Raw genomic sequence first — 20,034 nt, 5'->3', positions numbered from 1 at the left:
TGCCGGACGCGCCGCGCGGCTGGGCGGCGCCACCGGGGGCGCCGCCGAACACCGCGTTCACCTTCACCGTGCCGACCGGCAGCGCCCGCCACGCCCGGTGCGCGTGCTCCATCGACCCGGTCAGCACGGTCGCGGCCAGCCCGTAGTCACCGGAGCACGCCTCGGCCAGCGCCTCGTCGAACGACGACACCACCTGCACCGGCGCGACCGGGCCGAACGTCTCCTCGCACATCACCCTCATCGCGCCGGAGCAGTCCGACAGCACCGTCGCCGGGTAGTACGCGCCGCGGCCCTCCGGGACCTCGCCGCCGACCAGCGCCGAGGCACCCGCCGCGACCGCCTCGGCGACCTGCGCGTGCACGAGCTCGCGCTGCCGGGTGTCGACCAGCGGCTGCGGGTCGGCGTTCCACGAACGCGCCTGCTCGCACAACGCGTCGAGGAACCGGGTGGCGACCGCCTTGTGCACGTAGATCCGTTCGACCGACGTGCAGATCTGGCCGGCGTTGGTGAACGCGCCCAGCGCCGCCTGCGCCGCGGCCCACTCCGGGTCCACGTCGTCGTCGACGACCAACGGGTCGTTGCCGCCGTTCTCCAGCAACAGCTTCGCGGTCGAGGCCCGCGCGATCGCCCGGCCGGTCGCGGTGCTGCCGACGTGCGCGACGACGTCGGCCTCGGGCGAGCGCACCAGCGCGTCGCCGACCTCGCCGTCGCCGACGAGCGTCTGCAGGACCCCGGCGGGGAAGCAGCCCGTCAGCGCCGTCGCCAGCAGCAGACCGGTGTGCGGGCAACGCTCACTCGGCTTGTGCACCACCACGTTGCCCGTGACGAGAGCCGCGCCCAGGAGCCCGCACGCGACGGCCACCGGGTCGTTCCACGGCGTGAGCGCCACGACGACACCGCGCGGTTCGGGAACCATGAAGTCGACGGCGGAACCGAGCAGCGACCGTCCACGATGGACCGGACCGAGCTCGGCGTACTGCTCCAGCGTCGAGACACCCGCCAGCACACCCTCACGGGCCGAGGCGAACGGCCGTCCCGTCTCCGTCTCGACGACGGTCGCGAGGTCGTTCGCCCGTGCCCGCAACGCCGACGCCGCCTCCCGCAGCGCGGCACCGCGTTCGGCGGCCGAAGTCGCCGCCCACGAGGGGAAAGCGGAGCGGGCGGTCGTGAGAGCGGCCGTCACCTCCCCCGGAGTGGCGGTGGGAAGCCAGCCGACCAGCTGCGAGTCGCGCGGGCTGTGGACGTCGATGGCGTGCATGGCGGTCATGGCAGGCGGGTACCCGTCGGTCCAGGTCGAAACCTGGGAGGAGACCCATGCCCGGACGTCAGGAGCTGCCCAGCACGGTGGCGCGCTCACCGCGGAAGGCGCAGCGGACGTGGATCAAGGCGCACGACTCGGCCGTGGAGACCTACGGCGAGGGCGAACGGGCCCACCGCACCGCGTTCTCCGCGCTGAAGCACGGTTTCGAGAAGGTCGGCGACCACTGGGAGCCCAAGCGGGAGCCGGGACCGTCCGACCCGCAGGCGGAACGCGGCACGCCCGCGCGCGGCGAGACGGCCGGGGGTGTCGACGCGAACGCGAGCAAGCAGCACCTCTACGACATCGCGAAGCGCTTGGGCGTCCCCGGTCGCTCGCGGATGAGCAAGGACGAACTCGTCGGCGCCATCCAGAAGGCGAACGACCGCGAGACGGCGCGGGCCCGGTCGTGAAGGTCGTCGTCACCGGCGCGACCGGGAACGTCGGCACGGCACTGCTGCGCAGGCTCGCGGACGAGCCCGACATCGAGGTCCACGGCGTCTCGCGCAGGCCGCCGGGCGACGCGCCGCCGTACCGCGGCGTCACCTGGACGTCGATCGACATCGGCCAGGCCGGAGCGGAGGAACCGCTGGCCGCCGCGTTCGACAAAGCCGACGCCGTGGTGCACTTGGCGTGGCTCATCCAGCCCGCGCGCGACGAACGGCTGACCTACCGGGTCAACGTGGCCGGATCGGGGCGCGTCTTCGGCGCCGCGGCGGACGCGGGCGTGCCGCACCTGGTGCACATGTCGTCCGTCGGCGCGTACTCGCCGGGCTCGAAGGACCGCCGCGTCGACGAGTCCTGGCCGACCAGGGGAGTGACGTCGTCGTTCTACAGCAGGCACAAGGCCGCGGTGGAGCACCTGCTCACCCGGTTCGAGTCGCGCCTGGTCGTCTCCCGGCCGCGGCCCGGCCTGATCCTGCAGTCCGACGCGGGCTCGGAGATCCACGACTACTTCCTCGGCGGCCTGGTGCCGAAAGCGGTGTTCCGGCACCGGATCCCGGTCCTGCCGTTGCCGCGCGACCTCGTCCTCCAGTTCGTCCACGCCGACGACGTGGCCGACGCCCTGGTGCGAATCCTGCGGCAACGGCTGCTCGGCGCGGTGAACCTCGTGTCCGAACCGGTCGTCACTCCCCGTGCACTCGCGGGGGTGCTGGGAGGCCGGCACGTGGCCGTTCCGGGTGGGCTGGTGCGGGCAGCGGCGAACCTGAGCTGGCGGCTGCGGCTCCAGCCGACGCCTCCCGGCTGGGTCGACCTGGCCCTCAGGTCGCCGCTGCTGGACGCGACGCGCGCCAGGACCGAACTGGGCTGGGAACCCCGCCACGACGCGGAGCAGGCGCTTCGGGAACTGGTGCGGGGAATCGGGCGAGGGGACGGAGTACCGGGCAGCCCGGCGCTGTGACCGTCGTGGACGAAGGGTGCCCGCTCGGCACCGCGCCGCCGGTGGCCAGGACCAGGGCGCCGGGGCGCCGACGATCCGGCGAGCGGTGTGTGAACCGTTCCGGCGGGGGTACTCGCCGGACAGCCGAACCAGGAGGAGGTCGCCGTGCCCGCGGGATCGAACGCGAAACGTGAACGCCAGTACGAGCACATCAAGGACTCCGCTGAGGACCGCGGTGTGCCGCCGAAGCGGGCGAAGGAGATCGCCGCGCGGACGGTGAACAAGAACCGCGCCCAGGCCGGTGAGTCCAGGACCGCCAGCAAGTCGTCCACTGAGGACATGTCACCGCAGAAGCGCGGTGGTCGGCGTTCGGGCACGGACCGCCCCCGGGGGCTCACCAAGGAACAGCTCTACAACGAGGCCAAGAAGAAGAACGTCAAAGGCCGCTCCACGATGACGAAGAAGGAGCTGGCGAGCGCGCTGGGTCGCTGAGGCGACCCGGAACGGTCCGATGTGGACAGGACGGACAGCGCGGTTTCGCGCCCGGCACCACGCGCTATCCGAGGAACAACCCGAACTGAAGGAGAACCACCACCATGCAGTACGACGTCGTCGACCTGATCATGCAGGACCACCGCGAGGTCGAGCGCCTGTTCGACGAGCTCAAGAACCACCCGGAGAAGCGACCACTGCTCACGCCGGTGCTCTGCGGCCTGCTCGTGGCGCACAGCCGCGCCGAGGAGTCGCAGGTCTACCCGGCCGCCAAGGACGCGGGTGGCGACGACGAGGTCGAGCACAGCCAGGAGGAGCACGCCGAGGCCGAGCAGCTGCTCGCGAAGCTCCTCGACTGCGAGTACGACTCGCCGAAGTACGAGAAGGCGCTGAAGGACGTCGTCGACTCCATCACGCACCACGTCGAGGAGGAGGAGAAGACCGTCCTGCCCGGCATGCGCCAGCGCCTGAGCGCCGAACGCCGCTACGAGCTCGGCGAGCTGTTCGCGCGCAGCCGGGCGGACCACCTCGGTGAGATGCCCGGCCAGGCCACGCGCGAGGAGCTCTTGCTCCAGGCCAGGAACATGGGCCTGGAGGGTGCCGCGAGCATGACCAAGGAGCAGCTCAAGCGCGAGCTCGAGAAGGCCGCCTCCTCCTAAGCGTCGTCAGTTCGGAGCGTCTGGATGTGCACGGTCCGGGACCCCTCGTGGGCGTCACGCCCGTGCCAGCAGCGGTAGTTGTCGAGGACCAGGACGTCGCCCTCCTCGAGTCCGAACCTCGGCAACGTCCGCTGTACCCGGTCGACCTCGGTGTCGAACCGGGCGAGCAGTGCCCCGACGCGGTCGGCGGCGGGGTCGCGGTGCAGGGCCGCGGCCCCGTCCGAGCGCCGGGTGATGCGCCTGCCGGTGCGGGTGTACTCGACATGACGGCCTGCCCGTGGTGTCGCGGGCAGGCCGCGCGTCTGCGCCCAGCGCCCGTAGAGGTCGACGTCGGTTCCGGTGAGGAACGCCGTCAGCTCCGCGTCCAGCGAGTCGACGAACTCGTGCGCGTCGAGGACGAACGACTGACCACCGCGCGGCGCCTGGGAAGCGAGCAGCACCAGCACGTGGTCCTCGTCGGGATGCCTGCGCCGCACCGGCTTTCCCGCGATCTCCACCACGATGTCGAAGCTGTCGGCGTGCAGGCCCACCATCCCGCCGTCCACCGAAGTCCGCGTGCGGTGCGGGAACAGCTCGCGCAGCGACGTGCCGAACAGCAGCGCGGAGGCCACCGGCAACGACTCGGGGGAGTTGGGCAGACCGGTCAGCACCACCGCGCCCGTCTCCGCGAGAGCCTCGCGTGCCGCGGGATCGAGGGCGGAGAGGCGAGCCGGGATCACCGGCGCGGCCCGAAGTCGCGCGACGACGGCACCAGTGCCGCCAGAGCCGGTGCGGCGAAGCAGATCAGCGCGCACGCCACCAGCACCGGCGCGGAGCCGAACTCCGAGATCGCCGGGGCGATCAGGGCCAGGCCGACCGGCGCGAGGCCGTAGGACATCAGGAAGTCCAAAGAGGACACCCGCGCCAGCTTGGACGGCTCGACCTCGCGTTGCGTCGCGGTGAACCACGGCACGTTGAACAGCTCGATCCCCAGCCCGGCGACGGCGTAGGCCGCGACCACGACGAACGGGTGTACCGGCAGCAGCAGGCTCAGCGGCGCGAACCCATACAGCGCCAGGCCGGTCAACGCCGTCCAGCCCGCGAACCGCGGTCGCCAGCGGGCGATCAGCAGCGCACCGGCCAGCGCGCCGAGCGTGTAGGCGGTGAGGGCGCCGGCGAGCACGGCCTCGGTGTCGTACCGGTCGCGGCTGACCAGGGGGAGCACCACACCGGTCGCCGAGTAGCCGGTGGCGATGACGGCGGTCAGCGCGCCCAGCCCGGCCAGGAACCACGGGTGGCGGCGGGCCTCCCGCACGCCCTCCCAGAAGTCGGCCGCGAACCCGGAGCCGGACGAGCCCGTCACCGTGCCGGTCGGGCCGGTTCCCGCGGGCGGCACCAGGGCGGCGACCAGCCACAGCGCGCCGATGCCGAGCAGCAGCACCTGCGTGTTCAGGAACAGCGCGAGCAGCGCCGTGAGACCGGGCGCCACCAACGTCGTCACGCGCACCGACAACGTCATCGCCGCGTTGGCCTGCTGGCGCTGGTCGGGCAGGACCACCTCGGCCGTCAGCGCCTGGAACGCCGGGCGGCACGCGCCCTGGCCCGCGCCCATCGCCGCCGCCGCGACGGCCGCGACCACCAGCGATCCGCCCACGGACAACGCCAGCACGGGCGCCGCGAGCGCGGACACCAAGCCTGAGTACAAGACGACCTGGCGGCGGGCGTACCGGTCCGCCAGCACGCCGCTGACCGGGACCGCGGCGAGGAACCCGGCGGTGCGCGCGGCCAGCAGCACACCCAGTTCCACGGCGGTCAGCGAACGCGAGAGCACCGCCAGGCCCAGCACGAACGGCAGCGCCCAGGTCGCGATGCCCGACGCGGTGGTCGCGGTCCAGAGACGGAGAAATGTGCTGCTGCGCAACACCGATGAGCTGCGCACTGTGTCGTGGACCACGCGATCGACCTTCCGGCGGGGTTGATTTGAAAATGATTGTCGTTACAGTAGCGCAAGTCGTTCGAGTGAAACTCTGGAGGATCCGATGTCACACCCCGGCCGCTTCGGCCTGGCTCTGGTCGCGGTGCTCGCCGCGGGCTGCGCCACACCGGAAGGCGCCCAGGCGCCGACGGCGCAGTCGGTGGTGGTGGACAGCTGCGGCAAGCAGCTCACGTTCGCCGGAGCGCCGCAGCGGGCGGTGACGCTGGACCAGAGCTCCACCGAAACGCTGCTGGCACTGGGACTCCAGGACCGCATGGCCGGAACCGCGAACCTCAAGACCAAGGTGTCGCCGAAGTTCGCCGACGCCTACGCGAAGATCCCGGTGCTCTCGCCCAAGGTCATCACCTCGGAACCGTTGCGGGCGGCGAACCCGGACGTGGTCGTCTCGTCGTTCCAGGAGCAGTTCACCCCCGACCGCGCCGGCACGCGGGACGAACTGGCCGCGCTCGGCGTGCCGACGTTCGTGAGCGCCGTGAACTGCCCGGACGGCACCACCGCGCCGTTCGAGCGGCTGTTCCGCGACTACGAGAACTTCGGCAGGATCTTCGGTGCCACCGAGAAGGCGGCGCAGCTCGCGAACGACCAGCGCGCCGCGCTCGCCGAAGTGCAGGCCGTCAAGCGGGAACCCGTCAAGGTCGTCTGGGTCTACTCGGTGTTCAAGGGCGTCCCGTACGTGGCGGGCAAGGACGGCATGGCCAGCCAGATGAGCAAGATCGCCGGTGCCGTCAACGTCTTCGACGACGTGGACCAGGAGTGGCCGGAGGCGTCCTGGGAGGAGATCGCGCGCCGCGACCCCGACGTCATCGTCGTCGGCGACCTGTCCGAGCGCGGCAACCCCGGCGACAAGGCGAGCGAGAAGATCGCGATGATGCGCGAGCACCCGGCCGTCTCCCAGCTCAAGGCCCTGCGGGACAACAAGGTCATCGAGATCCCGGGCATCGAGATGGACCCGTCCGTCCGCACGGTCGACGCGCTCAAGGCGTTCGGCGCGGGGCTCGACAAGATCGCCGGCCGTGGCTGAGGCGGCGCTCCTCGAACCGGTCGTCGCAACCCCGAAACCCAAGCAGCGCAGCAGATCCGCGCTGACCGTCGTGCTCAGCCTCGTCGTCCTCGTGGTGTCACTGGTGGTCTCCGTCCGCATCGGCGTCGGTGCGGGCTGGGAGGAGATCGGCCGGGCGGCGGGCGCCCGGCTGGGACTGCCGGTCGTGCCGCTGCCGCGCCTGCTCGACTCGCTGATCTGGGACCTGCGCCTGCCGCGGGTGCTGCTCGCGGCACTGGTCGGCGCGGCCCTGGCGGTGTGCGGTGCGGCGCTGCAGAGCATCACCCGCAACTCGCTCGCGGACCCGTACCTGCTCGGGGTGTCCTCGGGTGCCTCGACGGGCGCGGTGGTCGTGGTGGTGCTCGGCTTCGCCGGGTCGCAGCTCGGCCTGACCGGCGGTGCGCTGATCGGCGCGCTGGTGGCGTTCGGGCTGCTGCTGGTGCTGTTGCGGCGCACCGGCCTGGACTCGTCGCGGATCGTGCTCACCGGGGTCGTCGTGGGGCAGCTGTTCGCCGCGCTCACGTCGCTGGTCCTGCTGTCGTCCGGTGACGCCGACAGCATCCGCGCCATCACGAACTGGCTACTGGGGTCGCTCGCCTCGGCGCGCTGGACGTCGGTGGCGGTGTGCGCGGTCGTGCTGGCCGCCGGCTTGCTGGTGGTGTGGCTGTGCTCGGCCGCGCTGGACGGGTTCGCGTTCGGCACGGACACGGCGTCCTCGCTGGGAATCGACGTCCGCGCGACGCGGATCGTCCTGCTGGTCACGACTTCCGTGCTGACCGCCGTGGCGGTGGCCGCGGTGGGGGCGGTCGGGTTCGTCGGGCTGATCGTGCCGCACGGCGTCCGGTTCCTCGTGGGTCCGTTGCACCGCAAGCTCTTGCCGTTGTCGGCCGTCGTCGGCGCGGTGTTCCTGGTCTGGACGGACGCGCTCACCCGCGTGGTCTTCGCACCGCTGGAGGTGCCGGTCGGCGTGTTCACCGCGCTCATCGGCGTACCGCTCTTCCTGCTGGTGCTGCGCAGGAGGGGGGAGCTGTGAGGATCGACGTCCAGAGCCTGAGCTGGGGAGTGCCCGGCAAGACGATCGTCCACGACGTGTCGCTGACCGTCGAGCCTGGCGAGACCGTGGGACTGATCGGGCCCAACGGCTCCGGCAAGTCGTCACTGCTGCGCTGCGTCGCCGGTCTGCGCACGCCGACCAGTGGTCACGTGCGCTACGACGACGTCGACATCGCCGAATGGCCGGTCAAGGAACGGGCGCGCAAGCTCGCGTTCGTCGAGCAGACCGCCGACACCGAGAGCGACCTGCGGGTGGCCGAGGTCGTCATGCTCGGCCGCACCGTCCACCGGTCGCGCTGGCGCGGCCCGGACGCCGCCGACCACGCGATCGTCGAGGAGTCGCTGGCCCGGCTCGACCTCACCGGCCTGGCGGACCGGCCGTGGAAGCAGCTCTCCGGCGGCGAACGGCAGCGCACCCACCTCGCGCGGGCGTTGACGCAACGCACGTCCGCGCTGCTGCTGGACGAGCCCACCAACCACCTGGACGTGCGCCACCAGCTCGAACTGATGGAGCTGGCGAGCGGCACGCCGCAGACGGTCGTGGTGGCACTGCACGACCTCGCGCTCGCGGCCCGCTACTGCGACCGGCTGGTGCTGATGCACCGCGGCGCGGTCGTCGCCGACGGCCCCGCCGCCGGTGTGCTGACCGCGCCGTTGCTGCGCGAGGTGTTCGACGTGGAAGCCGAGATCGGTCGCGACAGCCTGGGCCACCTGGCCGTGGGCTACCGCGAGCCGGTCCGCTGAGAAGGGGGACGAAGTGACCACTGTGGACGACCTGACAGCGGAAGTGCTGGCGGGACGGCACGGACCCGACCCGCGGGAGATCCCGGCCACCAGCGTGTTCTGGGTCCACCACGGCACCAGGCTCGCGGGCGGGGACACCACCTACCGCAACCAGTACGTGCTGGCCCGGATCGGGTCGGCGTTCGGCGCCTGCGCCTTCGCCGAGGGCGACGCCGACCCGGCGGTGTGCGCGAACTACTCCGGCGCTCCCGTCGCCGACCTCCTGACGGAGGCACCGGCTCCCGTGCGGGTGGCGGCACTCGACGCCTACCTCGGCAGCGTCCGCCCGCACCGGACCTCGGACGCCGAGCGCGTCGTGCTGCCCACCGGGACGCCGGAGGAACGGGCGCGGGCCAGGGACGCCGCCGTCGCCGGGCTGCTCGACGTCGAGCCCGGCGCGAAGGTCGCGCTGATCGGCGTGGTCAACCCGCTGGTGGCCGCGATCCGCGCACGCGGCGCCGAGTGCCTGCCGTGCGACCTGCAGCTGCGCACCACGCAGTGGGGCGACCCGGTGACGCCGGACATGCGGGACGTCCTGGGCGTCGCGGACGCCGTCGTCGCGACCGGCATGACCGTCGGCAACGGCACGTTCGACGAGATCCTGCGCGCCTGCCGCGAGCGGGACGTGCCGCTGGTCGTCTACGCCCAGACCGCCAGTGCCGTCGCCCGCCACTTCCTCGGCAGCGGCGTCACCGCCCTGTCCGCGGAGCCGTTCCCGTTCTCCCAGTTCAGCGCCGACGAGACAGCGCTGTACCGCTACCGAGCATGAGAGAAGACGTGGACCACCACATCGCCGACGCGCTCAGCCGCCCCGCCCTGGTACGCCTCGACTCCCACACCCTCTGCCTGCGCTTCGAGACCATGAAGGTCGCCTCCGCCCTCGAAGCCGTCCGGTTCCTCCTCGAACGCGGCACGATCGCGCACGGGGACACGCTGGTCGACAGCTCCAGCGGCATCTACGCCCACGCGCTGGCGCTCGCGTGCCACCGCTACGGCCTGCACTGCCACATCGTCGCCTCGACGACCGTGGACACGACCCTGCGCACCCAGCTGGAGATCCTCGGCGCGACCGTCGAGCCGATGCCGCCGTCGGCGAGCCTCAAGCTCGACCAGAGCCGCCGGGTGGCGCGGGTGCGGGAGATCCTGCGCGACCACCCGCGGCACCACTGGATGCGCCAGTACCACGACGACGTCCACTACCGCGGCTACCGGCCGATCGCCGACCTGGTGCGCGAGCACGCCGACTGCTCGCGGCTGAGCGTCGTCGGCGGGGTCGGCACCGGCGCGTCGACAGGAGCCCTGACCAGGTTCCTGCGCGAGACCGACCCGGACGTGGAGCTCGTGGGCGTGCAGCCGTTCGACAGCGTCACGTTCGGCAGCGAGCACGTGCACGACCCGGAGATCATCATCGCCGGGATCGGCAGCTCGATCCCGTTCGGCAACGTCGACCACGCGCTCTACGACACCGTGCACTGGTTCGGTTTCGACGCGGCGCTGACGGGCGGCGTGGCCCTGCTGCGCGAGCACGCCATCTTCGCCGGCCTGTCGGCGGGAGCGGCCTACCTGGCCGCGCGGTGGGAGCAGCGCCTGGACCCCGACCGGCAGGTCGTGGTGCTCGCGCCGGACACCGGGCACCGCTACGTCGACGCCGCCTACTCCCGGCACGCCGAGGCGATGGCGCCGGAGGACCTGGTGCCGCGGCAGATCAGCACGCTGGAGGACATGGACCTGCCGTGGTCGCGGATGCGCTGGAACCGCGCCGACGCGCCACCGAACGGTCAGCTCAGGATCAGCACGCCCAGTGCGACGAGCAGCACGCCCGCGATCACGGAGACGAGGGCCGCGGCGAGCTGACGGCGGATCCGCTGGGCGTGGGGACCGGCGCTCAGCAGGCGGGCGAGGTCGGGGTCGGCGGCGCGGAAGTGCTGCTCGATGTCGGCGAGCCGCTGGTGTTCCTGACTGCTGAGCATGGCGCGCTCCCCACGTTCGGTCGGCTGTCGCACGCGGCTGGTACCCCGTGCGACAGCCTCCCAAACCGCCGTGTCGCTAGAGCGGCTCAGGCGAGGGAGGGATCGGGTCCGGGTCGGGGCCGGGAGGCCGCAACGGGTCCGGGTCCGGTCCGGGCGGCGTCAGCGGGTCGGTGTCCGGGCCCGGCGGTCGCGGCTGGTCCGGTCCCGGGGTGGTCGGGGGCTGTCCTGGAGGCGGTACTGGCTGGCTCATGACCACCGGGTACCCGATGATCCCGCCGGGATCACCGCATTCTCACCCGGCTCGAATACAGCGATTTCCGCTAATGCGCCGCCCGTTCTGCCCGACAATCCGTCGAGATTCCGTTTGGGACCGGCAGAACGGGCGGGGAACATGGCGCTGTCCAGGACGACCTCACACGACTGGTTCCTCGGCTCCGAGCAGACCCGCGGCCTGCAGTTCACCGGCGCGCTCGAGCTCGTCCGGTTGCTGGACCGCCTCGCCACCCGTCCCCGCTGGCCCGCGCGCGACGTGCCGCTGCCGATCGTCGTGCTGCGCCGCCCGCCCGGCGTGGAGAGCCCCCTCGAAGCCCTGGCCAACCGGCCCGCCACCGCGCGGGGACGCCGGGTCGCGTTCGCCCACGTCCAGGGCGGCCAGCCGCGACGGCGGCTGCTCGACGACGTCGTCGGCCAGCTCTCCGGGGACGTGCGGGGCGCCGCCCGGTTGCGGTTCCCGCACTACGCGCTCGTCGGGTGGCTGCTCGACCTGACCCTGCCCGCCGGCGTCGAGGCCGACGAGGAGGAACGCGAGATCGCCCGCGAGTTCCGGCACCACCTGCGCCGCCGCGTGCGGATCACCACCGACGGCGCGCAGGACCTCGCCCAGGACTTCCCGTGGTGGATCCGGCTCGTGATCGGCCTGATGCCGCGGATCGGCCTCGCGCTGATGGCGCTGCTGTGGCGCCCGGCCACGTGGGTGGGCGAGCAGGCGCTGGGCGGGCGGTCGCGGCACGGGCTCTACCGGCTCGCCCGCGCGGTCGTGAAGGAACGCCTGGCGGAACGGCACGAGGACGAGGTCGGCGACCTGCTCGTGCGCGCGCTGCTGGAGGACCTGCGGCGGTCGCACCGGCGCTGGACCCCGTGGGGAACGGGCCGGCGGCGGACCGGGAACCCGTGGCTGCTGGTGGAGTCCTCGGACCCGTGGCTGGTCGACGCGATCGGCCGGGCCCGCGGCGGAGTCCGGAGTGGACAGTCGTGGCGCGCGAACCCGTTGAGCCGTCCCGACCCGCTGCTCGTGGTCGCCGCCCGCGAGTCGGACGAGGTGCCGCGGACCCACGTCGCCGACGCGCTCGCGGGCTACCACGACTGGCTGCGGCAGCTGTCGCGGTCCGACAGGTGGGTGCTGGAGCTCGACACCGACGCGACCGAACCGGCGCGGGGTGTGGTCGGCGGCCTCTCGGAACTCCCCGCGCTGCGCCTGCGCCGGGCGCTCGCGGCACCGCTGGTGCTGGTGCTGGTGGTCGCCTCGCTGGTGGCCGTGCCGTTCCTCAACCGGGCCCGGTGCGACGAGTGGTGGTCGGTGTCGGTGCGCTCGCCGCTGCAACGCGTCGGCGAGGAGTGCATCGGCGTGTCGGCGGATCCGGTGCGGAACTTCATCCCCGACTGGGTGCCCGCGGACGTCCGGCCCGCCCTGGAGGACGTCTACGGCAAGATCGTGGAGGAGAACCGGAAGGCCGAGGCGCGGCCGGACGCGATCACCATCGTGTTCCTGAGCGTCCTGACTCCCCGCACGGCCAACAGCTTCTACGCGCTGGTCGAGGAACTGCGCGGGGTGTGGGTGGCGCAGCGGACCAGCGACGTGCCGATCAGGATGCTGCTGGCCAACGGCGGCGAGGGACCGGGTGGGCGCGGGCTGGCGTCCGGTGACGTCGCCGCCGACAAGATCGTCGAACTGGCCGCGCGCGACCGCAGCGTCGTCGCGGTGACCGGCCTGTCGATCAGCACGGACACCGCGCGGTCCGTCGTGAAGCGGTTGGGCAGCGACGCCCTGCCCGTGATCGGCACGCTGACCTCCGCAGACGACATGGCGGGCGTCAACGAGTACTACTACCAGGTCGGCCCCAACAACCTGCGCGAGGCGCGGGTCGCCGCCTACTACGCGCAGACCCGCCTGGGCGTGTCCGACGTGGCGATCTTCCACTCCGGCGATCCGACCGACCGCTACAGCCAGAACCTGGCCGAGGACGCGCGCGTCTCGTTCGCCGAACGCGGCATCACCGTCAGCCAGTACAAGTCCTACCGGGTGGCGAACGACGACGAGGGCCTCGCGCCCTCCTCACTGGGCCAGGGCGCGTGCCCCACCTCGGAGCGGCCGGGCTACGCCGTGTTCTACGCGGGCCGCGCGCAGTACCTGGCGGAGTTCCTGCGCGGCATGAACAGCAGGTGCCAGGGCAGCACCCCGCCGGTGCTCGCGAGCGACTCGTCGACCCGGTTCATCCTCGAGGGCACGATGGCGCAGTTCCCCAACGTGCGCCTGGACTACCTGTCGTTCGCGAGCCCCGCCGCGTGGACCGACTGCGCACGGGTGCCGTTCTACAAGGTCTACCTCGACGTGTTCCGCAAGACGTGCCAGACGCTCGGCGACGGCCGCTCGGCCGCCGCCTACGACGCGATGCAGGTCCTCGCCGAGGGCGTGCGGCAGGTGCGCCGGACCGACCCCGGCGCGCGGGTGCGGGAGGGGCTGCTCGCCGGCATCGGCAGCATCCGGCCGGACAACGCGATCCAGGGTGCGACCGGCACCATCGGGTTCAGCGCGAGCACCCGGCTGCCGTCGAACAAGGCCGTGCTGGTGTTGCAGGGCAACACCGACACGACCTCGACGCCCCGGCTGCTGTGCGGGGAGCTGCCGTTCCGGGCAGACCTGGTGCCCGGGCTGGAGGCGGACGGCGGGTGCCCGCGCGACCCGCAGTAAATCAGCGTTCGGCGCCCAGCACCGGCTTCACGTCCACGATCGGCGTCCCGTCGAGCGCCTCGAGGTGCGCGACCCGCACCTTCACCCCGTCCACGCCGAGGATCGTCACGCGGTGCAGCCCGACCGGGTTCGGCCGGTCCGGCGACCGCGTCGAGAACACGCCTGTCTCCGGCCGGGAGCCGTCGCCGCGCGGGTGCACGGCCAGCACCGAGCGGTCCGCCCGGTCCAGCCAGGTGAGCACGAGGACGTCCTGGCCCGCGGAGAGCTCGCGCATCGCGCGCGCGTACTCCGGGGCGAAGACGAGCCAGGCGTCCGGCGCGCCCTCGTCGCCCTGCTTCGGGGCGGAGGCGCGGTCCAGCAACGACGATTCGACGTGGCCGATGGGCTGCAGTTTCATCAAGTCCCGCAGAAGGTCCGGTAGGTGGCGCTGAAGTCCTGCGGCGCAGGAGCCGAGAAGTGTTCCAGACCGGGCCGGGCGTCGAACGGCCGGGTAACCGCTTTCAGCAGCTCGTGCACAGGGGTCAGGTCGCCGCCGGCGCCGGCCGCCAGTGCTTCCTCCACGAGGTGGTTGCGGGGGACGTAGACCGGGTTGACGCGGTCCATCGCGCCGGCGTCCGGGTCCTGCTCGCGCCAGCGCGCGATCCAGGCGTCGATGCCGGCGAGGTCGAGGAACAGCGAGCGGGCGGGCTCGGCGTCGCCGCGGGCCGCGGCGGACAGGTGCCGGAAGAACGACGTGAAGTCGACGTGGTCGGCCTGCATGAGCGCGAGCAGGTCCTTGAGCAACGGCTTCACGTCACCGGAGATGCCGAGCTTCGCACCCATGCCGCCGATCCAGGCCCGTTCGAACCGCCCGGGGAACGTGCCGAGCGTCTCCATGGCCAGCGCGACGGCCTTGTCCTCGTCGTCGTCGAACAACGGCAGCAGGGCCTCGGCCAGGCGGGCGAGGTTCCACTCGGCGATGATCGGCTGGTTGCCGAAGGCGTACCGGCCGCGGTGGTCGATGGAGCTGTAGACCGTCGCCGGGTCGTAGGCCTCCATGAACGCGCACGGGCCGTAGTCGATCGTCTCGCCGGAGATCGTCATGTTGTCCGTGTTCATCACGCCGTGGATGAACCCGACGAGCATCCACCGCGCGACAAGGGACGCCTGCGCCGCCACGACGTGGTCGAACAGCTCCAGGTAGGTGCTGCCGGGGTGGTGGCGGGCGATCGCGTGGTCGGCGAGGCGGCGCAGCAGGTCGACGTCGCCGGTGTTGCGGGCGTACTGGAAGCTGCCGACCCGCAGGTGCGAGGCGGCGACGCGCGCCAGCACCGCGCCGGCCAGCGGCTCGTCGCGCTGCACGGTCGCGCCGGTGGCCACCACGGCGAGAGCGCGGGTCGTCGGGACGCCCAGGGCGTGCATGGCCTCGCTGATGACGTACTCGCGCAGCATCGGGCCGATCGCCGCGAGCCCGTCGCCGCCGCGGGCGAACGGCGTGCGGCCCGACCCCTTGAGGTGCAGGTCGCGCAGCCGGCCCTCGGCGTCGGTCAGCTCGCCCAGCAGGAGGGCGCGGCCGTCGCCGAGCCTGGGGGAGTAGCCGCCGAACTGGTGGCCCGCGTACGCCTGCGCCACACCGGGCGCCGCGGAGCCGACGAGGAGCGGCAGGCCGTCGACCCTCAGCCACGCGGGGTCGAGGCCGAGCTCCCGCGCGAGCGGCTCGTTGAGGACGAGGAGTTCCGGTTCCGCGACCGGGACGGCCTCCCACGAGACGGCCATCTCGGGGACCGCGGTGGCGAAGTCGCTGCTCAGGCTGATGCTCACCCCTTCCAGGGTACCGGGTGCCGCCGCGCCGCGATGTGACCGCGCTCTCAGATCGAACTCGGGTGAACCGTTTCCAGGGGGCCGTACGTGACAGGGGTGGAACAGGTTGAGTTGAGTCCGATCAGGAGTGAGAAACCCCATGCGTCGCAAGCAAGTTGGGATCGTTGCTGCCCTTTTCGCGGTCGGTGTCGTCGCGTTGACGGCCTGCGGCCAGGGTGCCGCGCAGTCCGGTTCGCCGGCGCCGGTTTCGGGACAGGCGCAGGAAAAGCAGGTGCAGGAGAGCTCGGCTCCCGCAGATGAGTCCGAAGTGGACTACCTGCGGGGGTCGGCGAACTCCAACAAGGCGGACAAGAACGCCGGCGACCGCGCACCGGAGTCCGCGCCCGCCGAGGTGAAGCAGAAGTGGGTCGAGCTCCGCGTCGCGAACGCCGGCGGGCTGGAACCCGCTGTGGTCAACGGGAACGGCCGCACCATCTACTGGTTCAGCGACGACCCGGTGAAGGGCGGGGTGTCCAACTGCAACGGTGACTGCGCCAAGACGTGGCCGCCGATCACGGTCGCCAAGGGCACCAAGGTGTTCTTCCCCGGCATCAAGAAGGAGAACATCGGCGTCGTCAAGCGCCAGGACGGCCGGCTGCAGCTGACGATCGGTGGCCGCCCGATCTACCTGTTCTCCAAGGACGAGAAGGCAGGCGACATCAAGGGCCAGAACGTCGGCGGCAAGTGGTTCGTGATCAACCCCGAGGGCAAACGCGCCGTCGCTCCCGCGGAGGCCCCGGCGCCGGCGCCGACCCCTCCCGCCACCGGCGCGAAGCCCGCGACGTCCGTGACCTTCTTCACCGGCAAGAACTTCGACGACTTCAGCGGCACCAACTTCGCCACCGGCGTGAAGCCGTCGGCCCAGTGCGCCGACCTGCGTGGCGGCTTCCAGTCGCTGTCGCCCGACGGTGCCGTGAAGATCTGGTCCGAGCCGGGCTGCAAGGGCAAGTCCGCGATCGTCGACGAGGACGTCCGCGACACGGCGGTGCTCGGGTTCCCGAACGGCGTGCAGTCCTACATCAACGCCTGACCTGATCGGGTGAAAGCGCAGGCCGCCAGAGCACCTCGGCTCTGGCGGCCTCGCCGTCTCGCTAGGCTGCCCGGCATGCGCTACTCCGCCATCGCGCTGCTCCTGCTGCTGGCCGGGTGCGGCACGTCGACGAGCTCGCTGCCCACGATCACCCCGGCCTCCGCCTCCTCGGCAGCGGAGGGCCTGCCGGACCTCCAGCCCAGGCTCGACGCCATCGGCGTGCTGCTCACCGACTGCGTGGCCCGCCTGCGCGGCGAACCCGTCGACCCCGCCGACAACTGCGTGCACGTGCTGCCGGACGTGACGGGCGTGATCGACGAGGCGGACAGGCAGTCGTCGAAGCTCCCGCCCGCGGGTCAGACCGCTCTCGCCGACGTCCGCCGCCAGCTCACCGACATCGCGCCGTGCGAACCGTGGTTCGCCGCGGGCGGGGCGAGTGCGGACGACCAGCTGAACACGCGGTGCCGCAAGGCCTGGGACGGGCTTTTCCAGAGCTACAACGCCGTGCGCAACGCCGCCTAAGCCGGGGCGAACCTCGTCGTGAGGTCGGCCGAGATCTCGTAGTGCCGCACCAGGAACGAGCGTTCGTCGAGCTTCTTGCGCCGCAGCCAGCCCGTCACCTCGGCGTTGCACTTGCTGGCGTTGCACGAGCCGCACGCCGGCACGACGTTGCCGAGCGTGTACCGGCCGCCGCGGGAGATGGCCTGCACGCAGTCCTTCTGCAGCGAGCCCGCGGGCGCACCGCAGTAGGCGCAGCCGCCCCACGACGTCTTCAGGGCGTCCCACTGCGCGTCGGTGAGGTCGTGGGTCACGAGGGCCATGCGCTTCTTGCGCTTGCGCGCGGCGCGAACCTGTTTGCTACCGCCGGTCGGCACGGCTCGTGAGACTACGCGTCGCGATGGTCAACAGGTCGGAGGCGGGCCCCCGGGGTGTCCGCCCGGCGGGCCACACGGCGCGCAACGCGCGGTGCAGGTCCACGTCCGCCACCTCCACCTGGACGAGCGCGCGGGTGGCGAGGTCGGTGGCCACCGCGTGCCGGCTGAGCACGGCAGGGCCGATGCCGCCGGTCGCGGCCGCCCTGATCGCCGTCGTCGAGGACATCTCCAGCAGCGGACCGGCGAACGACGTCACGCCGGCCGCGGTCAGCGCGTGCTCCCAGGCCTGGCGGGTGCCGGAGCCGGGCTCCCTGCTGACCAGCGGGGTGGCGGCGGCCCGCGCGGCGGTGACGCGGCGGCGCCGGGCCCAGGGGTGGCCGGGCGCGACCACGAGCACCAGCTCGTCGTGCGCCACGACCCGGCCGGTCAATCCCGCCGGCACGTCGGTGTTCTCGATGAACCCCAGGTCGGCCCTGCCGGCCAGCACCTGCTCGGCGACGTGCACGGAGTTGCCCGCCGTCAGCACCGTCGCGGTGTCCGGGCTGACCGACCGCACCGCGATGAGCCACGTCGGCAGCAGGTACTCGGCCACGGTGAGGCTCGCGGCGATGCGGAGCTGGCTGTGCCGGTCGGCGCGCAGGCTGGTGATGCCCGCGTCCAGGTCGCCCGCCCGTGCGAGCACCGGCGCCGCCCACCCGGCCACGAGCTGGCCCTCGGTGGTCAGCCGGGCGCCCCGCGGCGTGCGGTCGAGCAGTGCCACGCCGACGCGGGCCTCCAGCACCCTGAGCCGTTCGCTGGCGCTGGGCTGGGACATGCCGTGGGCCTTCGCCGCGCGGCCGATGCTACCCAGCTCGGCCACGCTCAGCAGCAGCTCGAAGCTGGTCAGGTCGGTGACCCTGGACGGCAGAGGCATAGGGACAGCCTATGCGTTCATCGGCATCCGGTGCCTACCGAACCCGCCCCGCGACGAGGATGGTCATGTCGTGACCGCTCTCGCACCTCCACCACACCGTGCCCCGGAGGTGCGACGAGCGGCGCCTTTCGGCCCGAACCTCTTCGCCTCCGTGATGGGCACCGGCATCGTCGCCACCGCCGGGGCCGCCGTTCCCGGCCTGCGCCCGTTCGCGACGGCCGTCTGGGCGTTCGACGTCGTGCTGCTCGCCTGCCTCGTGGTCGTGGCAGTGCGGAAGTGGACCGTGCGCGGTCAGCTCGCCGATCCCGTGATGGCCCAGTTCTGGGGCGCGCCACCGATGGCGTTGATGACCGTGGGCACCGGCGCGCTGCTGCTCGGCTCCGACTGGATCGGGCTGCCCGCCGCGCTCGCCGTCGACTGGACGCTGTGGACGGCGGGCACCCTGCTCGGGCTCGTCACGTCGGTGCTGGTGCCGCTGCGGATGATCGGCAGCGGTGAGCTCGCGTTCGGCGGCTGGCTGATGCCCGTGGTGCCGCCGATGGTCTCCGCCGCGTCCGGGGCGCTGCTCGCCCAGCACCTGGAGGGGTCCGCACGGCAGACGATGGTGCTCGGCTGCTACGCGCTGTTCGGCGTCAGCCTGTTCGCGACGCTGGTGATCGTCCCGCAGATCTGGCAGCGGCTGGTGCGCCACGGGCTCGGCGCGGCGTCGGCCGTGCCGACGGTGTGGATCGTGCTCGGGCCGCTCGGCCAGTCGATCACCGCGGCGAACCTGCTCGCCGGGGTGCCGGTGCTGCCGGGCCAGACCGCGTTCGGTGTCCTCTACGGCACGGCCACCTGGGGTTTCGCGCTGCTGTGGGTGGCGCTGGCGGCGGCGGTGACCGCGCGGACCGCCCGGCGCGGGCTGCCGTTCGCGCTGACGTGGTGGAGTTTCGTCTTCCCGCTCGGCACGCTGGTGACCGGCACGAACGCCCTCGCGGCACGCGTGCCGTCGGCGATGTTCACGAGCGTCGCGGTCGTGCTGTACGGCGTTCTGGTGCTCGCCTGGGCCACCGTCGGCATCCGCACGGTCGCCTGCCTAGGCCGGCGATCTACGTAGCCGCTGCCGACGCGAAGGGCACCCGCCCGCCGCGAAGGTGGTCGTGTGACGACGCGAACCGCACCTCCCCGCGCCGCCAGGGCGGTGGTCCTGGCCTCGGCCACGCTCACCATGGAAGCAGGCCGGACGGATCTACCTGCTGGCCCTGGTGGCCACGCTGGTGTTCTACATGGCGCCGACGCAGCTGCCGCTCCTGCTGCGCGACCTGGGCGCGGGCCCGGCGGTCACCGAGGTCGTCGTCGCCGGCAGCACGCTCACCGGCGCGGTCGGGGCACTCGTGTTCCCCAGGCTGTCCAAGGGAAAGCTCACCGCGGTCAGCCTCGTGCTGCTCGGCGCCGGCTGCGGGGTCGGGCTGGCCGTGCCGAACCTGACCCTGGGACTCGCGGACCTCGCCCCGCCCGCGCACCGCGGCCGTGTGCTCAACGGACTGGTCGCCGGGATCTTCCCCGGCCGGTTCCTGTCGCCGCTCGTCCTCGCACCCCTGGTCCAGCAGGGCATCGCCACCGCCTTCACCTGGACCGGCGTCGTCACCACCACAGCAGGGGCGGCACTCGCCCTGACGCACGAGGAGAACTGATGATCTACCACGGAATCCGGCTCACGCTGCGGGCCGACGCCTCGCCCGAGAAGGCGGCGGAGGCGCTGGAGAGCCTGCGCAACCAGG

General features: G+C 72.4%; 22 protein-coding genes. 14 read left to right on the top strand and 8 right to left on the bottom strand.

Going from position 1 to position 20,034, the window contains the following annotated elements:
- A partial coding sequence (locus tag VF330_RS39625; protein WP_330856894.1) for an aldehyde dehydrogenase family protein occupies positions 1–1,267 on the bottom strand: 1,267 nt, incomplete at its 3' end.
- Between the two features lie 47 nt (positions 1,268–1,314).
- Between VF330_RS39625 and VF330_RS39620 the strand changes: the two genes are divergently transcribed.
- The 4 genes from VF330_RS39620 (at position 1,315) to VF330_RS39605 (ending at position 3,829) form a co-directional block, all read left to right on the top strand.
- Positions 1,315–1,710, top strand: coding sequence for a ChaB family protein (locus VF330_RS39620; RefSeq protein WP_330856893.1), 396 nt, complete (start codon positions 1,315–1,317; stop codon positions 1,708–1,710).
- Positions 1,707–2,699 (top strand): NAD-dependent epimerase/dehydratase family protein, encoded by a 993-nt coding sequence (locus VF330_RS39615; protein ID WP_330856892.1) that lies wholly within the window; start codon positions 1,707–1,709, stop codon positions 2,697–2,699. Before VF330_RS39620 ends, VF330_RS39615 begins: the two co-directional genes overlap by 4 nt.
- 144 nt (positions 2,700–2,843) lie before the next feature.
- Entirely contained in the window at positions 2,844–3,170 is a 327-nt protein-coding gene (locus VF330_RS39610) for a plasmid stabilization protein (RefSeq protein ID WP_330856891.1), read from the top strand.
- 104 nt (positions 3,171–3,274) lie between these two features.
- Complete coding sequence (locus tag VF330_RS39605) at positions 3,275–3,829, top strand: hemerythrin domain-containing protein (protein WP_330856890.1); 555 nt, start codon at positions 3,275–3,277, stop codon at positions 3,827–3,829.
- Here VF330_RS39605 and VF330_RS39600 read toward each other — a convergent pair.
- Together VF330_RS39600 and VF330_RS39595 are read right to left on the bottom strand one after the other, a co-directional pair.
- On the bottom strand, positions 3,826–4,548 hold the full coding sequence (locus tag VF330_RS39600) for a TauD/TfdA family dioxygenase (RefSeq protein WP_330856889.1): 723 nt from the start codon (positions 4,546–4,548) through the stop codon (positions 3,826–3,828). The two genes, VF330_RS39605 and VF330_RS39600, sit on opposite strands and share 4 nt — an antisense overlap.
- Positions 4,545–5,762, bottom strand: coding sequence for an MFS transporter (locus VF330_RS39595; protein ID WP_330856888.1), 1,218 nt, complete (start codon positions 5,760–5,762; stop codon positions 4,545–4,547). Before VF330_RS39595 ends, VF330_RS39600 begins: the two co-directional genes overlap by 4 nt.
- An 85-nt stretch (positions 5,763–5,847) precedes the next feature.
- On the opposite strand from VF330_RS39595, the gene VF330_RS39590 reads away from it, so the two are divergent.
- From VF330_RS39590 to VF330_RS39570, 5 genes are read left to right on the top strand one after another with little or no spacing between them, the layout of a single operon-like run.
- Positions 5,848–6,825, top strand: a complete 978-nt coding sequence (locus tag VF330_RS39590; RefSeq protein ID WP_330856887.1) for an ABC transporter substrate-binding protein — start codon at positions 5,848–5,850, stop codon at positions 6,823–6,825.
- Positions 6,818–7,876, top strand: coding sequence for a FecCD family ABC transporter permease (locus tag VF330_RS39585; protein ID WP_330856886.1), 1,059 nt, complete (start codon positions 6,818–6,820; stop codon positions 7,874–7,876). The genes VF330_RS39590 and VF330_RS39585 overlap by 8 nt, the downstream gene beginning before the upstream one ends.
- Complete coding sequence (locus VF330_RS39580) at positions 7,873–8,640, top strand: ABC transporter ATP-binding protein (protein ID WP_330856885.1); 768 nt, start codon at positions 7,873–7,875, stop codon at positions 8,638–8,640. Before VF330_RS39585 ends, VF330_RS39580 begins: the two co-directional genes overlap by 4 nt.
- A 13-nt stretch (positions 8,641–8,653) precedes the next feature.
- On the top strand, positions 8,654–9,448 hold the full coding sequence (locus VF330_RS39575; protein ID WP_330856884.1) for a Rossmann-like domain-containing protein: 795 nt from the start codon (positions 8,654–8,656) through the stop codon (positions 9,446–9,448).
- Positions 9,445–10,533 (top strand): pyridoxal-phosphate dependent enzyme, encoded by a 1,089-nt coding sequence (locus tag VF330_RS39570; RefSeq protein WP_330856883.1) that lies wholly within the window; start codon positions 9,445–9,447, stop codon positions 10,531–10,533. The genes VF330_RS39575 and VF330_RS39570 overlap by 4 nt, the downstream gene beginning before the upstream one ends.
- On the opposite strand, the gene VF330_RS39565 is transcribed toward VF330_RS39570, so the two are convergent.
- Entirely contained in the window at positions 10,458–10,649 is a 192-nt protein-coding gene (locus VF330_RS39565) for a DUF3040 domain-containing protein (protein WP_330856882.1), read from the bottom strand. The genes VF330_RS39570 and VF330_RS39565 overlap by 76 nt on opposite strands.
- 391 nt (positions 10,650–11,040) lie before the next feature.
- On the opposite strand from VF330_RS39565, the gene VF330_RS39560 reads away from it, so the two are divergent.
- On the top strand, positions 11,041–13,617 hold the full coding sequence (locus VF330_RS39560) for a hypothetical protein (protein ID WP_330856881.1): 2,577 nt from the start codon (positions 11,041–11,043) through the stop codon (positions 13,615–13,617).
- A 1-nt stretch (position 13,618) separates the two neighbouring features.
- Here VF330_RS39560 and tsaA read toward each other — a convergent pair whose 3' ends face one another.
- Both tsaA and VF330_RS39550 read right to left on the bottom strand, forming a co-directional pair.
- Positions 13,619–14,014: a tRNA (N6-threonylcarbamoyladenosine(37)-N6)-methyltransferase TrmO gene (gene tsaA / locus VF330_RS39555; RefSeq protein ID WP_330856880.1), complete on the bottom strand. Its 396-nt coding sequence runs from the start codon at positions 14,012–14,014 to the stop codon at positions 13,619–13,621.
- Positions 14,014–15,417 (bottom strand): protein adenylyltransferase SelO, encoded by a 1,404-nt coding sequence (locus tag VF330_RS39550; protein ID WP_330856878.1) that lies wholly within the window; start codon positions 15,415–15,417, stop codon positions 14,014–14,016. Before VF330_RS39550 ends, tsaA begins: the two co-directional genes overlap by 1 nt.
- 307 nt (positions 15,418–15,724) lie before the next feature.
- Between VF330_RS39550 and VF330_RS39545 the strand changes: the two genes are divergently transcribed.
- Both VF330_RS39545 and VF330_RS39540 read left to right on the top strand, forming a co-directional pair.
- Positions 15,725–16,486 (top strand): hypothetical protein, encoded by a 762-nt coding sequence (locus VF330_RS39545; protein WP_330856877.1) that lies wholly within the window; start codon positions 15,725–15,727, stop codon positions 16,484–16,486.
- Between the two features lie 75 nt (positions 16,487–16,561).
- Complete coding sequence (locus VF330_RS39540) at positions 16,562–17,008, top strand: hypothetical protein (protein WP_330856876.1); 447 nt, start codon at positions 16,562–16,564, stop codon at positions 17,006–17,008.
- Here the strand turns inward: VF330_RS39540 and VF330_RS39535 are convergent.
- Both VF330_RS39535 and VF330_RS39530 read right to left on the bottom strand, forming a co-directional pair.
- Positions 17,005–17,361 (bottom strand): HNH endonuclease, encoded by a 357-nt coding sequence (locus tag VF330_RS39535; RefSeq protein WP_330856875.1) that lies wholly within the window; start codon positions 17,359–17,361, stop codon positions 17,005–17,007. The two genes, VF330_RS39540 and VF330_RS39535, sit on opposite strands and share 4 nt — an antisense overlap.
- The gene (locus VF330_RS39530) at positions 17,345–18,274 is read right to left on the bottom strand and encodes a LysR family transcriptional regulator (RefSeq protein WP_330856874.1); all 930 of its coding nucleotides are present in this window, start codon (positions 18,272–18,274) and stop codon (positions 17,345–17,347) included. Before VF330_RS39530 ends, VF330_RS39535 begins: the two co-directional genes overlap by 17 nt.
- Positions 18,275–18,383: 109 nt before the next feature.
- On the opposite strand from VF330_RS39530, the gene VF330_RS39525 reads away from it, so the two are divergent.
- Both VF330_RS39525 and VF330_RS39520 read left to right on the top strand, forming a co-directional pair.
- Positions 18,384–19,370, top strand: a complete 987-nt coding sequence (locus VF330_RS39525) for a TDT family transporter (protein WP_330856873.1) — start codon at positions 18,384–18,386, stop codon at positions 19,368–19,370.
- A gap of 148 nt (positions 19,371–19,518) precedes the next feature.
- Complete coding sequence (locus tag VF330_RS39520) at positions 19,519–19,947, top strand: hypothetical protein (RefSeq protein ID WP_330856872.1); 429 nt, start codon at positions 19,519–19,521, stop codon at positions 19,945–19,947.
- Positions 19,948–20,034 lie beyond the last annotated feature (87 nt).

The sequence above is a fragment of the Lentzea sp. genome (genome assembly GCF_036380075.1).
In the GTDB taxonomy this organism is placed as follows: Bacteria; Actinomycetota; Actinomycetes; order Mycobacteriales; family Pseudonocardiaceae; genus Lentzea.
Note: the sequence above shows the minus strand (reverse complement) of the source record. Positions and strands in the feature narration are given on the sequence as shown.